This window comes from Candidatus Planktophila dulcis (assembly GCF_002288225.1).
Taxonomy (GTDB): Bacteria; Actinomycetota; Actinomycetes; order Nanopelagicales; family Nanopelagicaceae; genus Planktophila; species Planktophila dulcis.
In genome coordinates this window covers 720,361-733,939 of sequence record NZ_CP016777.1, presented here as the reverse complement: position 1 = coordinate 733,939, position 13,579 = coordinate 720,361, and the positions used below count along the sequence as shown (strand labels likewise).

The 13,579-nt window shown below is 48.1% G+C and carries 14 protein-coding genes and 3 tRNA genes; 13 read left to right on the top strand and 4 right to left on the bottom strand.

Annotated features, from left to right (window positions below; genetic code table 11):
- The first annotated feature begins 4 nt into the window (after positions 1-4).
- Entirely contained in the window at positions 5-1,267 is a 1,263-nt protein-coding gene (locus A1sIIA65_RS03715; RefSeq protein WP_095676236.1) for a uracil-xanthine permease family protein, read from the top strand.
- 511 nt (positions 1,268-1,778) lie between these two features.
- Here A1sIIA65_RS03715 and A1sIIA65_RS03710 read toward each other — a convergent pair.
- The 3 genes from A1sIIA65_RS03710 to A1sIIA65_RS03700 form a co-directional block, all read right to left on the bottom strand.
- Positions 1,779-1,850: transfer RNA gene (locus tag A1sIIA65_RS03710), tRNA-Val, on the bottom strand.
- Between the two features lie 69 nt (positions 1,851-1,919).
- Positions 1,920-1,993, bottom strand: a tRNA-Cys gene (locus tag A1sIIA65_RS03705).
- Positions 1,994-2,041: 48 nt separating this feature from the next.
- Positions 2,042-2,114, bottom strand: a tRNA-Gly gene (locus A1sIIA65_RS03700).
- 99 nt (positions 2,115-2,213) lie between these two features.
- Between A1sIIA65_RS03700 and A1sIIA65_RS03695 the strand changes: the two genes are divergently transcribed.
- Genes A1sIIA65_RS03695 through A1sIIA65_RS03680 form a run of 4 tightly spaced genes read left to right on the top strand, consistent with a single transcriptional unit; the run spans position 2,214 to position 6,449 of the window.
- Complete coding sequence (locus A1sIIA65_RS03695) at positions 2,214-3,206, top strand: chorismate-binding protein (RefSeq protein ID WP_223298493.1); 993 nt, start codon at positions 2,214-2,216, stop codon at positions 3,204-3,206.
- Entirely contained in the window at positions 3,203-3,928 is a 726-nt protein-coding gene (locus A1sIIA65_RS03690) for an aminotransferase class IV (RefSeq protein WP_095676235.1), read from the top strand. The genes A1sIIA65_RS03695 and A1sIIA65_RS03690 overlap by 4 nt, the downstream gene beginning before the upstream one ends.
- A 5-nt stretch (positions 3,929-3,933) precedes the next feature.
- Complete coding sequence (gene thrS, locus A1sIIA65_RS03685) at positions 3,934-5,922, top strand: threonine--tRNA ligase (RefSeq protein ID WP_095676234.1); 1,989 nt, start codon at positions 3,934-3,936, stop codon at positions 5,920-5,922.
- Between the two features lie 2 nt (positions 5,923-5,924).
- Positions 5,925-6,449: an HIT family protein gene (locus A1sIIA65_RS03680; RefSeq protein ID WP_095676233.1), complete on the top strand. Its 525-nt coding sequence runs from the start codon at positions 5,925-5,927 to the stop codon at positions 6,447-6,449.
- Here A1sIIA65_RS03680 and A1sIIA65_RS03675 read toward each other — a convergent pair.
- On the bottom strand, positions 6,432-7,028 hold the full coding sequence (locus tag A1sIIA65_RS03675; protein WP_095676232.1) for a hypothetical protein: 597 nt from the start codon (positions 7,026-7,028) through the stop codon (positions 6,432-6,434). The two genes, A1sIIA65_RS03680 and A1sIIA65_RS03675, sit on opposite strands and share 18 nt — an antisense overlap.
- A 24-nt stretch (positions 7,029-7,052) precedes the next feature.
- On the opposite strand from A1sIIA65_RS03675, the gene pgsA reads away from it, so the two are divergent.
- From pgsA to A1sIIA65_RS03635, 8 genes are read left to right on the top strand one after another with little or no spacing between them, the layout of a single operon-like run.
- A complete protein-coding gene (pgsA, locus tag A1sIIA65_RS03670) occupies positions 7,053-7,655 on the top strand; it encodes a phosphatidylinositol phosphate synthase (protein ID WP_095676231.1) in 603 nt (200 codons plus the stop codon).
- A complete protein-coding gene (locus tag A1sIIA65_RS03665; protein WP_095676230.1) occupies positions 7,652-8,545 on the top strand; it encodes a phosphatidylinositol mannoside acyltransferase in 894 nt (297 codons plus the stop codon). The genes pgsA and A1sIIA65_RS03665 overlap by 4 nt, the downstream gene beginning before the upstream one ends.
- Positions 8,545-9,720 carry a glycosyltransferase family 4 protein gene (locus tag A1sIIA65_RS03660; protein WP_095676229.1) on the top strand — a complete coding sequence of 392 codons (1,176 nt, stop codon included), beginning with the start codon at positions 8,545-8,547 and terminating at the stop codon, positions 9,718-9,720. The genes A1sIIA65_RS03665 and A1sIIA65_RS03660 overlap by 1 nt, the downstream gene beginning before the upstream one ends.
- Entirely contained in the window at positions 9,717-10,220 is a 504-nt protein-coding gene (locus A1sIIA65_RS03655; RefSeq protein WP_095676228.1) for a LemA family protein, read from the top strand. Before A1sIIA65_RS03660 ends, A1sIIA65_RS03655 begins: the two co-directional genes overlap by 4 nt.
- Positions 10,195-11,244, top strand: coding sequence for a DUF3048 domain-containing protein (locus tag A1sIIA65_RS03650; protein ID WP_223298491.1), 1,050 nt, complete (start codon positions 10,195-10,197; stop codon positions 11,242-11,244). The genes A1sIIA65_RS03655 and A1sIIA65_RS03650 overlap by 26 nt, the downstream gene beginning before the upstream one ends.
- Before the next feature lie 42 nt (positions 11,245-11,286).
- Positions 11,287-12,174, top strand: coding sequence for a pyridoxal 5'-phosphate synthase lyase subunit PdxS (gene pdxS / locus A1sIIA65_RS03645; protein ID WP_095676226.1), 888 nt, complete (start codon positions 11,287-11,289; stop codon positions 12,172-12,174).
- 27 nt (positions 12,175-12,201) lie between these two features.
- Complete coding sequence (pdxT, locus tag A1sIIA65_RS03640) at positions 12,202-12,774, top strand: pyridoxal 5'-phosphate synthase glutaminase subunit PdxT (RefSeq protein ID WP_095676225.1); 573 nt, start codon at positions 12,202-12,204, stop codon at positions 12,772-12,774.
- A 38-nt stretch (positions 12,775-12,812) separates the two neighbouring features.
- A complete protein-coding gene (locus A1sIIA65_RS03635) occupies positions 12,813-13,565 on the top strand; it encodes a YebC/PmpR family DNA-binding transcriptional regulator (protein ID WP_095676224.1) in 753 nt (250 codons plus the stop codon).
- The last annotated feature ends 14 nt before the right edge of the window (positions 13,566-13,579 follow it).

Below are 13,579 nucleotides of genomic sequence, written 5' to 3'. Positions count from 1 at the left end.
AGCAATGTCGCTTCTATCTTGGAATCTGCATGGCAATGGAAAGTCAATTAAAGATGGTGAAGTAGTAAAACCAGACGAACGTCTTGCATGGCCTCTGACTATTGGCGTTGGTGTTCAGCACATCGCCGCAATGTTCGGTGCCACATTCTTAGTCCCAATCATTACGGGATTCCCACCAAGCACAACTCTCTTCTTCTCAGGCCTTGGAACTCTTATCTTCCTTGCTCTGACCAAGAATATGGTTCCAAGCTACCTTGGATCATCGTTTGCATTCCTTGCACCTATTGCTGCAGCACAGGCAAGTGGCGGAATGGCTGTAGCTCTCGGTGGAGTTCTTGTGACAGGTGTGATCCTGGCTCTTGTTGGACTTCTTATCAATGCAATTGGAATTGGCTGGGTTAATTGGCTGCTTCCTCCTATCGTGACTGGCTCAATCGTCATGATTATTGGTCTTAACCTTGCTGGCGCTGCCAATAACAACTTCAAGGCTGCTCCAGTTACAGCAATCATTACATTGGCTGCAGTTGCAATTATTGGCGCGGTTTCCAAGGGATTCTTGGGTCGCATCAGTATCTTCGGCGGAATCATTGTGGGTTACGCATTTGCGGCAACTCAAGGAGACATCAACTTCGATGGCGTCAAGGCTGCAAAGTGGTTCGCACTTCCAACCTTTACCTCCCCATCATTTGATACCAATGCAATCCTGCTCTTCCTGCCCGTAGTTCTTGTCCTGATTGCAGAGAATGTGGGTCATGTTAAGGCAGTTGCTGCAATGACCGGAAAAGATCTAGATGGTCAGATGGGTAACGCGCTCTTTGCTGATGGCGTTGCAACAACACTTGCAGGTGCAGGTGGCGGATCGGGTACGACGACATACGCTGAAAACATTGGCGTCATGGCTGCCACTCGCATCTACTCAACTGCTGCATATTGGGTTGCAGGTCTTGGAGCAATTCTGTTATCCCTCTGCCCTAAGTTCGGTGCAGTACTGAGCGCAACTCCAGCAGGTGTCCTTGGTGGAGTCGGCGTTGCTCTCTATGGAATGATCGGTGTTCTCGGTGCAAAGATTTGGATCGAAAATAAGGTCAACTTCGGAGATTCAACTAACCTCCTCATCGCTGCAACCACATTGATTATCGGCATCGCCGATATGACATGGAAGAGTGGCGATTATTCATTCGGTGGCATTGTCAACGGAACTCTCGTTGCAGTCGTCGGATATCAGGTACTGCGCGCACTCAATAAGGCGTCAGGTAAAGCTTCCTAAAAAAGGGAATAGGAAAACCCACCGTCACTGACGTGGCGGTGGGTTTTCTATTTTCAAAAGTAGATTATTCCCCAGGCCCAAAGAGCGAATCCTAGACATGTGTAGAAAAGAAGATTCCAAGGTTTTGAATATGGGTCTTCATTAACTAAAAGCCGGGACCGGTCTGAACTACATACAGGACAGAGTGATGAACTGTTGAAGTCATACTTCCATCCACACCCCAAGCACCGAACCGTTGGATCGTGAGAAACCCTCATGACGTCTCGTCCGTCCTTGATTCCGATTCGGTAAGACATTCTTCTCAACCAACTCCGAATAGCTCCCTTGTAACCTGGCGAGACAGTCCTGAATGCCCGTTCGAACCTACCGAAGTCTTCATCTGCTCTGCGGCGGAAAATCATGGATCCTCCCTTCGAATCAGAAGAATCTATTCTTAATCTCTGGCATCGGTCAATGATTCTTAAGCTAATTCACGCATGAATTGTAAGATCATTTCTTTCACACTTTTGTGTGGACGATACTGGGATCGAACCAGTGACCCCCACAATGTCAATGTGGTGCTCTACCGCTGAGCCAATCGTCCTAGGTATATGAAGTTGTAGTTCTGAAATTGTAGTGCTCAACCATTTCATCTCTCTTGCGAGAGAAGCAATGGAGGTCGGAACGGGATTTGAACCCGTGTAGAGGGATTTGCAGTCCCTTGCCTCGCCTCTCGGCCATCCGACCATAGACAAACCGCCACCTGAAATTAAATTCGAAGCGGCGGTTAATCCGAGCGGACGACGGGGTTCGAACCCGCGACCTGAACCTTGGCAAGGTTCCGCGCTACCAGCTGCGCTACGTCCGCATTTTTGTGCAGGGGCAAATCTAGCGCAGAGCGGGCGTAAGTGCCAAAGCGTAGATTTCTATTGGGCTTTCTCGCTATCTATATGCGTAGCCTTGCCCCATGTTTACTCAGGTTTCGCATATGTGGATGGGTGGCACTCATGCAACCAATCTCATTGAAGTAACTGATGATGCATCCCGTTTAGATGATGGATCTTTCTGGGCAGTCTCAATCTCCTTTGAAGGTAAAGCAACTTTTGCGCGCTTTGCAGATGTAGCGCACTCAGATTTTCCATCCGCTTCTTGGAAACCATTAGATGCGCAATGGATCAGCTCCCAAAGTCAGATTCAGTACATTTCATATGTATCTGCCATTCGCCACATCATTGCTGCAGGTGGTGTCTATCAAGTAAATGCATGTAGGCAGCTGAGCCATGATTTAAAGGACCATCCATCATTGACGGGCCTCTTCTCTGAATTACTCAAACGAAATCCTGCAGAGTTCGCCTGTTATCTCAAAGTAGAGGATCTCGAAATTGCTTCGGCTTCACCTGAACGCTTCTTAAGCAGGAACGGGTCAGGAATACTCACATCTCCCATCAAAGGAACGATCACGCAGAAAGAGGATGTATTCGGCGATAAAGACAAGGCTGAAAATCTGATGATTGTTGATTTGATGCGCAATGACCTAGGCCGCATCTGCGAGACAGGTTCTGTTGAAGTCAGTGAACTTTTTAGACATGAAAAGCACCCTGGAATTACCCACCTCGTTTCTGATGTGAGTGGGAAATTGCGCGAAGGAATTTCCTGGAGTGAGATTTTTACAGCAGTGATGGCACCAGGATCGGTAAGTGGTGCACCAAAGAGTTCTGCTCTGTCGATAATCGGTGAGAACGAAGGAGTGCGTGGTCCCTATTGTGGAACGCTAGGCTGGATTCACGGTGACCGCGCTGAGCTATCGGTTGCTATTCGAACTTTCTGGACAACGGGTGATTCGGTACTTCGATATGGGACGGGTGCTGGAATTACGTGGGGTAGTAATCCTGCTGCAGAGTGGGAAGAGACGCAGCTCAAGGCTCGTCATCTGATTTCAATTGCAGGGGGAGAGCTATGACAGCCATTGATCTTGATAGCTATGGCTTCCCGAAATCATCAGGAATCTTCGAAACCATCAAGACAGTTGATGGCGCACCCATTGCGCTGGGCCGCCACATGCGCCGAGCTGTGGAATCAGCTCTGGAGTTAGGTATTGGAATTCCATCGGAGGAGTTCATCCGCAGTGAAGTGATCAGAACCCTCTCAGAAAACCCTCACGCGATTGGTCGCCTACGTATTTGTCTGGGTCAGAATCTCTTTCACATAACTCATGACTCATACGCAGAAAACACTGAACCTGCGCGGTTGAATTTCTATAGCCAGACCGTCATTGGATCTATTCATAAGATGTTTCCTTATGACGATCGTTTTGCGTTGATTGAGGCTGCAAATGATGAGGGCTATAACGATTGCGTACTCTTTAACGATAAGAATGAGATTACTGAGACTGCAACAGCGAATCTAGCTTTCCTGATTGCAGATCAATGGGTGACGCCACCCATTACCGCAGGGATTTTGCCGGGTGTTGTGAGAGCGATTGCTATTGAGGAGTGTGGGGTGAAGGTTCGTCCCATCCACATCTCTGAAATACCAGAGGTGGAATCTGCATTTATGCTCTCAAGTCTTCGCATTGCACAGCCAATCTCACACATTGGGGATATGAAATTGAAGATAGGTGATGCTTCACGCGACTTAGAGGAGCAAATTCGCTCACACTCACAACCGGTTTCGGTAGGCTAACCCCCATGTCCATAATCTCGGTGACCGTCGATGGTGCTGCTCGCAGCATCGAGGGTGATCAGAAGCCGACCCAACTCTTTGCTGATTCCAAAGAAATTGTCGTCTGCAAGATAAATGGTGTTCTTAAAGATCTGTGGACTGACCTTGTTGAGGGCGATGTCATCGAAAGTGTTTCTATCTCATCACCTGATGGACTTGCAGTTCTGCGACACTCAACTGCGCACGTGATGGCGCAAGCTGTGCAACAACTCTTTGCACAGACTCGACTAGGTATTGGTCCTCCGATTACCGATGGTTTCTACTACGACTTTGATCCACAGAATCCTTTTAATCCAGATGATCTGGAAAAGATTGAAAGTGCGATGCGCAAGATTGTTAAGGATGGCCAGAGATTTAAGCGCCGTATTACAACTGAGAAAGACGCACTCAAGGAACTCGCTCACGAGCCATATAAGTGCGAACTCATCGGCATTAAGGGTGGCGGCACAGATGAGACAAGCGTTGAAGTAGGCGGTACTGAGTTAACCATTTATGACAATTTAGGTCGCGATGGCCAGCCAGTCTGGTCAGATCTCTGTCGTGGACCACATTTGCCTTCAACTAAACATATTCCCGCCTTTAAGTTGATGAGAAGTGCTGCTGCATATTGGCGAGGTTCTGAGAAGAATCCAATGCTGCAACGTATTTATGGAACAGCATGGCCTTCACAAGCAGAGCTTGATGCGCACCTTGAACTTCTAGCAGAAGCAGAAAAGCGAGATCACAGACGCCTTGGCCAAGAGCTTGATCTCTTCTCTTTTCCTGAGGAGATTGGTTCAGGTCTTGCGGTCTTTCACCCCAAAGGCGGAATCATTCGCCGTGCGATGGAGGATTACTCACGCAAGCGCCATGAAGAAGAAGAATATGAATTCGTTTACTCGCCTCATCTAACAAAAGCTGCGCTCTTTGAAAAGTCTGGCCACTTGGATTGGTACTCAGAAGGTATGTATCCACCGATGATCATGGATGAAGAGCTCCATGCCGATGGAACCATTAAGCGAGCAGGCCAGCAGTACTACATGAAGCCTATGAACTGCCCCTTCCACAATCTGATTTTCCAGTCACGCCAGCGTTCCTACCGTGAGCTACCACTGCGCCTCTTTGAATTTGGAACTGTCTATCGCTATGAGAAATCTGGTGTTCTTCACGGCATCACACGCGCACGAGGCTTTACGCAAGATGATGCACATATCTATTGCACTAAAGAGCAGATGGCCGGTGAGCTCGATTCACTTCTGACATTCGTGCTCAATCTCCTTCGTGACTATGGTCTTGAAGATTTCTATCTCGAACTTTCCACACGTAACCCAGAGAAATCTGTCGGAGAAGATGCTGATTGGAAAGAGGCAACAGAAGCCCTTCGCACTGCAGCCGTTGCTCAGAATCTCGAGCTCGTCCTAGATGAAGGTGGAGCTGCCTTCTACGGTCCAAAGATCTCTGTGCAGGCAAAAGATGCCATTGGTCGCACATGGCAGATGTCTACAATCCAAGTCGACTTCCAACTTCCACAGCGATTTGAACTTGAGTTTGCTGCAGCAGATGGCTCTCGCCAGCGCCCAGTGATGATTCACCGCGCACTCTTTGGTTCTATTGAACGATTCTTTGGAGTCCTCACAGAACACTATTCAGGAGCATTCCCTCCATGGCTTGCCCCCGTTCAAGTAATGGCTATTCCTGTTGCTGAAGCTTTCACTGATTACTTAGAGGGTGTCGTTAAGCAGATGAAATCTGCAGGTATTCGCGCAGAACTAGATGCATCCGATGATCGCATGCAGAAGAAGGTGCGCAATGCGCAGATGCAGAAGATTCCATACATGATCATTGCTGGAGAAGAGGATATGCAGGCAGGTGCTGTCTCATTCCGTTATCGCAATGGCGATCAGAAAAATGGCATTCCAATAGCGGAAGCAATCGCTGAAATTACTGCGACTGTGGCTAAGCGCCAACAGGTGTAGTGATGGCAGGTATTGATGGCGTAGGAATGCCAGATGGTTGGCAGCGTTTATGGGCCCCACATCGCCTTGATTATTTGCGTGGTGAGAATCGTCCCCTTGAAGGCAATGGCGTTGATTGCCCGTTCTGCCGCATCCCAGCTTTATCGGATGAAGAAGGACTGATTGTTGCACGGGGAGAGAGTGCATACGTTGTGATGAATCTCTACCCCTATAACCCAGGACATCTTCTAGTCTGCGCCTTTCGACATGTTGCAGATTTAACAGATCTGACCGATGAAGAACGCCATGAGATTACAGATCTCAGTGCGCATGCAATGAAGACAGTGCGGAAAGTCTCAGGCGCGGATGGATTTAATCTGGGTATGAATCAAGGTGCAATATCAGGTGCAGGCGTTGCAGACCATATCCATCAACATATTGTTCCGCGCTGGTCAGGGGATGCAAACTTTATGCCGATTATTGGAAAGACAAAGGTATTGCCACAACTTCTTACAATGACACGAGAAGAGCTAGCTGCGGCTTGGTAGTAGATCGATATAGCCCTGCACCACATCCACACCAATTCCTTTAATCAGATTAATCGGAATTGCGGGAAACAGAATTCCAGCAGCAAATGCGCCCTCATCCATCTCTGATATCTGCTCTAAATATTCTTCTCTAAATTCGCGCACCAACTCTTCATGTTCAGGATCACTTGGGCCGAGAGCTGGCGGATTCTTGGAGTAATCGATGATTTGTAAATCTTGCAATCTAATCAGTGCGGTGGGTTCACCATCATCGCCATGGAGAACAAGATAAGGAGTGATGAGTTGAGTAAATACGCGGTTAGCAACCATCACTGCATCATCAAAGTCGAGTTCTTGTCCCTCTAAACCGTTGACTACAACAAGGCGTGGAATCTGAAAATCATCGAGGGCTGCCCAATTATTAATCGCCTGTTGGTCGATACCAGCTGCAGGATTGATGGCAAAGATCGCTAGATCCGAATCTGCCTCGGGGCTTTCAGAGACTGTGGCGCCAAAGGCTGAGGCCACAGATTGCGGAGATGCGCTTGCATGGCCGTATACATGGATACGTTTCACAGTGTTCGCGCTAGGTGAAGACATGCGGGTAAGCCTACGATGGTGCCGATGATTAGTAACGTACTGAAACCAGCTGTCACACGATTAATTGAACCGGTGGCAGGTTTTGCTCTGCGCATTGGATTGACTCCAAATATGGTGACCATGATTGGTGCCGTTGGCGTCCTTGCGTCAGCTGGCTATTTCTATCCTCGTGAAGATTATTTCATCGGAACTCTCTTTATCTGCTTCTTTGCCCTGAGCGACCTCTTTGATGGAACGATGGCTCGTATTTCACATCAAGGAGCCAGCAAGTGGGGCGGATTTCTCGATTCCACTATCGATCGCATCACAGATTCTGCAATCACGATTGCAATCTTGATTCCACTGATTGCAGCAGATGACAAGCTTTCATACCTTGGTCTAGTCACACTCGTGACTGGACTTCTGATTCCTTATATTCGAGCAAAAGCTGAGTCTTTTGGCATTGATTGTTCGGTCGGAATAGCAGAGCGCACTGAGAGACTGGTCATCATCCTTACTGCAGTTGGCTTTGAAGGACTCAATGTTCCTTATGCACTCGCTATTGGTTTATGGATCTTGGCGATACTCGGTGTGATCACTGTTGTGCAGCGCATCAAAGTTGTCCGCGATGGACTTCTAACCTCATGAAAGATCGTCTTGTTTTGGTTGCTTACCTTCTGGGTTGGTGGGTTGTGCGCACCTTGCCAGAGAAGATGGCGTATTCCCTCTTCTGGTCACTCGGGGAATTTGTCCATAAGCGCAATGGCAAGAGCATTCAACGCCTGCGCAGCAACTTGCATGTAGTTAAACCAGATCTTGATGAGGTGGCGCTAGAGACACTGGTTGCACAATCGATGTCTTCCAATATGCGATATTGGTGTGACACCTTCCGAATTCAAAATTGGAGCAAAGAACGCATTCTAGGAACTGTGACCACGACAAACGAAGAACTATTGCTCAACCCCATGAAAGAGGGCAGGGGAGTAGTTATAGCTCTGCCGCACTCGGGTAATTGGGATCACGCGGGTGCTTACTTCTGTTCACTCGGTATCCCACTAGTTTCGGTTGCTGAACGACTCAAGCCAGAGGCTCTCTTTCAGAAATTTCTGCGCCATCGTGAAGCAATGGGATTTGAAATTCTCTCACTCGATAGCCGCTCATTCGCTACTCTGCTTAAGCGAGCAAGAGAGAAGCGTTTAATTGCATTGGTAGCTGATCGAGACCTCTCACAATCAGGTATTGATGTGAAATTCTTTGGAAAGAATGCGCGAATGCCGGCAGGGCCAGCCCTGCTTGCCATCAAGACCGGTATTCCCATTGTTGTAGCCCATGTCTCTTGCACCAATCAAGGAATTCACATTGATTTCCATCCTGTTGATGTACCAAGTGAAGGCACTGAATCAGAGCGCATATCTGCCACAGTGCAAGCAACTGCAGATTTATTTGCCCAAGGAATTTCCGAGCATCCAGAGGATTGGCATATGCTGCAAAGAATCTGGGTAGATGAGAAGCAAGTGCACGCTGAAGGGAGTAGATGATGCCGTTATCAAAAAAGCGCATTGGCATCGTCTGCCCTTATGGCTGGGATACACCGGGTGGAGTTCAGAGCCATGTGGGTGATCTCGCTCAGTACTTGATTCGTCAAGGTCACTTTGTCTCTGTTCTAGCTCCAGCGATAGATGAGGAAAACCTTCCTGATTATGTAACAAGTGCGGGCAGACCGATTGCAATTCCATACAACGGAGCTGTTGCTCGTGTTCTCTTTGGCCCCATTGCATTTTCGCGTGTGCGCCAATGGATAGCCAACGGAAACTTCGATGTCTTACATCTGCATGAGCCAGCGATTCCTTCTATCTCACTTCTTGCGTGTTGGGCAGCCGAAGGCCCCATGGTAGGAACTTTCCATGCAGCAGCAAAACGCCAGAAAGTGACCTTTGCTGTTGCCCCCATCCTGGAACCGGTGATTGAGAAGCTGACAGCACGCATTGCAGTAAGTGAAGCAGCGCGTGAAACTCTCACAGAGCACCTAGAGACAGATGCCATCGTTGTTCCCAATGGCATCTATGCAGATCTCTATCGTGATGGAGTTACTGACCAACGCTGGACGGGCAATACTTTAGGATTTATTGGGCGCTTTGAAGAGAAGCGAAAAGGGCTCGATGTGTTGGTCGCAGCACTTCCTTCCATAATTGCAAAGTTTCCGGATCTTAAAGTCTTTGTTGCCGGTCCTGGAGATGCACAAGAAGTCTTGAAAGAAATTTATCCTTATCTGCATTCACGTTTTGAATTTCTTGGTCGCATCTCAGAATCGGAGAAGGCGAACTTTCTCGCCTCCGTCGGTCTCTATATTGCGCCCAATACTGGGGGAGAGTCTTTTGGAATAATCTTGGCTGAAGCACTTGCCGGTGGAGCAAGTGTTGTGGCCAGCGATATTCCTGCATTCGATTCGCTGCTTGGCCATGGTGCATATGGAACTCTCTTTGCATCTGAAGATAGCCAGGATTTAGCGAAGAAAGTTATTGCTCTTCTAGGTGATGAAGAGGGCAGGAGAGCGATAGCTCAACGGGGCAAGAAATATGCGCAAGAGTTTGATTGGGATGTTGTGGCAGAGAAGATTTATGATGTCTATGAAATGGCGATGGTGGGTGGTTCAACGGTGACGCTGTCTTCGGAAAATCGCGCATGGAATAAGTTCTTAGGAAGGCAATCGTGAGTGAATTCGTTATAGCGCTCTTTCTCATCGCCTTCTTTGCGTGGTATTTGTCCTACTCTGCAACGCGCCTTGATCGCCTGCATCACCGTGTTGAAACCAGTTGGGCAAACCTTGATGGATTACTTCAGCGAAGAGCCGCTATCGCTATTGAAATTGCTCGCTCAGATATATCTGACCCAGCATCATCTTTACTTCTCACCTTTGCGGCACATCAAGCACGTGAAGCTAGCGTCAGGGATCGATCTCAAGCAGAGACTGGACTGACTGGAGCGCTTGGAATCTTGATTGAATCTTCGACATCAATTTCTGGACCCAACGAACAGGATTTGATTCGAGAGCTTAAGGAGCTCACCGAGAAAATAAAAATGGCAGTGTCTATGCACGTCGATGCCGTGACTCGTACTCAAATGGTTCGTAAGAAGTGGTTTATGCGATTCTTCCGCTTAGCTGGCAATGCGCCGGAACCTGTTACGTATGAATTCGAAGGCGATGTTCTCTAAAAAGCTAAGCATTGTTCTAGTTGCTGCGCTATCTATAGCAGTTGTGGTGATAGCTGTAGTAAATCCACAGAGCTCACTCATCTCTCGAATTCCTTTTATCAAGAGTCCATCAATCAACTCCATTAGCGGGCTACCTGGAGTTGATGGACCAGTATTGGCTGTAAAAATTGATGACACACGGCAAGCGCATCCCCAGATAGGACTCGAAGATGCTGACATCGTCTATATCGAGCAGGTTGAGGGCGGACTCACTCGTCTTGCAGTCATCTTCTCATCAAAGATTCCAACGCATGTTGGCCCTGTGAGATCAGCGCGTATTTCAGATATCGAGTTACTGGCGCAGTATGGCCACGTTGCATTTGCCTATAGCGGTGCTCAATCAAAATTGAGACCGGAGATTGAAAGTGCAGATTTAGAAGATCTTGGCGCTCAGCGTCAATCACCAACCATCTACACAACAGATTCCAATCGCATTCAACCCTATGCAATGGTGTTAAGAGCCGACTTGCTTATGCAGTTGATAAAGGACAAAGGCTTGAAGATTGCCACTTCGAAACCTATGGGTTGGAGCTTTGGGGATGCACCTTCCGGGGGAATTGATATTGATTCAGTGCATATCTCATGGCCTGCAAGCTCCTATGATGCGAGATGGTCACAGGATGAGAAGCGTTGGCTTTTAGATCATTCATCAGAACCGGACATCGCAGCATCTGGAATACATCTGGGTCCTGTGACGTTAGTGATTCAATTAGTCTCCATTACAGATTCCATCTATGGAGATAAATTGGGTGGAGTGACTCCCTTTTCTGCAACGGTAGGTGAAGGTCGTGGCTACATCTTGCGAGATGGTCGTGCCTATGAGGCTCTGTGGTCACGAGTTGATTCAAGTTCAGGAACGAAGTGGCGCACTCAATCAGGTGAAGAAATCTCCTTTGCTAAGGGTCAGATCTGGGTGGCGCTGACCGATAAAGAGCCTGTATTTGCCAAAAAGGGTGCGGATGCGAGAAATCAGAGTTCAAAGTAGACTTCAATACTCATTAGATCGTGAACTTAGGAGTTACTCATCATGTCTGAAGCAACTGGCACAGCACGCGTTAAGCGCGGAATGGCTGAAATGCTCAAGGGCGGCACCATCATGGATGTTGTCAATGTTGAGCAAGCAAAGATTGCAGAAGATGCAGGTGCATGTGCGGTGATGGCACTTGAGCGTGTGCCAGCAGATATCCGTGCACAAGGCGGAGTAGCACGCATGTCAGATCCTGACATGATTCAAAAGATTCAAGCAGCGGTGTCAATTCCTGTGATGGCAAAGGTTCGTATCGGCCACTTCGTTGAGGCCCAAATCCTCGAGACTCTCAATGTCGATTACATCGATGAGTCCGAAGTACTCACACCCGCTGATTACACAAACCACATTGATAAGTGGGGATTTAAGATTCCTTTCGTCTGTGGTGCAACTAATCTTGGCGAAGCTCTTCGTCGTATAAATGAAGGCGCAGCAATGATTCGCTCAAAGGGCGAGGCAGGCACTGGCGATGTTTCCAATGCGATGATGCATATGCGCACCATCGGTGCAGAAATTCGCCGCCTTACTTCAATGCGCGAAGATGAGCTCTATGTCGCAGCAAAGGAACTTCAAGCTCCTTATGCACTCGTAAAGGAAGTTGCTGAGACTGGCAAGCTTCCCGTCGTTCTCTTCACAGCAGGTGGCATTGCAACTCCAGCCGATGCTGCGTTGATGATGCAGATGGGCGCAGATGGCGTCTTTATCGGCTCTGGAATCTTTAAATCTGGAAATCCAGCTCAGCGCGCTGCGGCGTGTGTGAAGGCAACTACATTCTTTAACGATGCAAAGGTTCTTGCAGAAGTCTCTCGCGGCCTAGGTGAAGCAATGGTGGGAATCAATGTCGCAGACATTCCAGTTCCTCATCGCCTTGCTGAGCGCGGCTGGTAACCCTTCTCTCTTTGAGGGTTAGCTCCCATGAAGGTTGGCGTTCTTGCATTACAAGGTGATTTTCGCGAGCATATAAGGGCAGCTACAGAGTGTGGTCATTTAGCAATGGAAGTACGACGTGCTTCAGAATTATCTGGAATAGATGCGCTGATTCTTCCTGGTGGAGAATCAACAACAATCATTCACTTAGCACAGAGTTTTGATCTCTATGAGCCCATCAAGGAAGTAATTGCAAAGGGACTGCCGGTCTATGGCTCATGCGCAGGGATGATTCTTCTTGCCGATCGCATCGTCGGTGGTATTGCTGGGCAGAAGACTTTTGGTGGTCTTGATATTACGGTCAGACGTAATGCATTTGGACGTCAGGTTGATTCCTTTGAATCAGATCTTGAGTTCAATGGCGCATCACTTCATGCAGTCTTTATCCGCGCCCCATGGGTGGAAGAGGTCGGTAGATCCGTTCAAGTCCTTTCCACAGCGGGCGAGCACGCTGTTGCGGTGAGAGAAGGCAACCTGCTGGCGACTAGTTTTCATCCAGAATTGACGCACGATTTAGCGGTGCATCGCTACTTTTTTGATGAGATCTGCAAAGGCAGATAAAGTAGTTCCATAGCTAAAAGTGATTGAGGTGTTTAACAATGTCAGGCCATTCCAAATGGGCAACAACAAAGCATAAGAAGGCAATTATCGATAGCCGTCGTGCTAAAAACTTTGCCAAATTGATTAAGGCCATTGAAGTTGCATCTCGTAATGGTGGCCCAGATGTTGATGGAAACCCAACGCTCTTTGATGCAATTGCTAAGGCTAAGAAGAATTCGATGCCTGCAGATAATATTGAACGCGCAGTTAAGCGCGGTGCTGGTCTTGAATCTGGTGGCGCTGATTGGCAGACGATTATGTATGAAGGCTACGGACCAAACGGTGTTGCCATCATGATCGAATGTCTTTCAGATAATCGTAACCGAGCAGCCTCTGAAGTGCGTGTTGCTGTCACACGTAACGGTGGCTCCATGGCAGATCCTGGCTCTGTCTCTTATCTCTTCAATCGCAAGGGCGTCATCATCGTTAATAAGGCGATTGGTGCGACCGAGGATTCGATTCTTGAAGCAGCACTCGACGCTGGTGTTGAAGAAGTGAACGATCTTGGTGAGTCCTTTGAAGTTGTCTGCGAAGCAAGTGATCTTGTGGCAGCTCGTACAGCGCTGCAAAGTGCTGGTATTGATTACGAATCAGCTGACTCCTCCTTCCTTCCATCGATGCAGATCCCACTGGATGCTGAAGGCGCCCAGAAAGTATTTGAACTCATTGATGCCATCGAAGAGTTAGATGACGTGCAGAACGTCTACTCAAACTTTGATGTCTCTGATGAGGTTATGGCGAGCCTTTCTTAATGCGTCAGTCCTAA

What these genes read in the sequence shown, in the direction of transcription:
- thrS (WP_095676234.1), top strand. Translation starts at nt 3,934, where the DNA reads ATGTCCATAATCTCGGTGACCGTCGATGGTGCTGCTCGCAGCATCGAG.
- A1sIIA65_RS03680 (WP_095676233.1), top strand. Translation starts at nt 5,925, where the DNA reads ATGGCAGGTATTGATGGCGTAGGAATGCCAGATGGTTGGCAGCGTTTA.
- A1sIIA65_RS03635 (WP_095676224.1), top strand. Translation starts at nt 12,813, where the DNA reads ATGTCAGGCCATTCCAAATGGGCAACAACAAAGCATAAGAAGGCAATT.
- A1sIIA65_RS03690 (WP_095676235.1), top strand. Translation starts at nt 3,203, where the DNA reads ATGACAGCCATTGATCTTGATAGCTATGGCTTCCCGAAATCATCAGGA.
- pgsA (WP_095676231.1), top strand. Translation starts at nt 7,053, where the DNA reads ATGATTAGTAACGTACTGAAACCAGCTGTCACACGATTAATTGAACCG.
- pdxS (WP_095676226.1), top strand. Translation starts at nt 11,287, where the DNA reads ATGTCTGAAGCAACTGGCACAGCACGCGTTAAGCGCGGAATGGCTGAA.
- A1sIIA65_RS03660 (WP_095676229.1), top strand. Translation starts at nt 8,545, where the DNA reads ATGCCGTTATCAAAAAAGCGCATTGGCATCGTCTGCCCTTATGGCTGG.
- A1sIIA65_RS03715 (WP_095676236.1), top strand. Translation starts at nt 5, where the DNA reads ATGTCGCTTCTATCTTGGAATCTGCATGGCAATGGAAAGTCAATTAAA.
- A1sIIA65_RS03675 (WP_095676232.1), bottom strand. Translation starts at nt 7,028, where the DNA reads ATGTCTTCACCTAGCGCGAACACTGTGAAACGTATCCATGTATACGGC.
- pdxT (WP_095676225.1), top strand. Translation starts at nt 12,202, where the DNA reads ATGAAGGTTGGCGTTCTTGCATTACAAGGTGATTTTCGCGAGCATATA.
- A1sIIA65_RS03665 (WP_095676230.1), top strand. Translation starts at nt 7,652, where the DNA reads ATGAAAGATCGTCTTGTTTTGGTTGCTTACCTTCTGGGTTGGTGGGTT.
- A1sIIA65_RS03695 (WP_223298493.1), top strand. Translation starts at nt 2,214, where the DNA reads ATGTTTACTCAGGTTTCGCATATGTGGATGGGTGGCACTCATGCAACC.
- A1sIIA65_RS03650 (WP_223298491.1), top strand. Translation starts at nt 10,195, where the DNA reads ATGAATTCGAAGGCGATGTTCTCTAAAAAGCTAAGCATTGTTCTAGTT.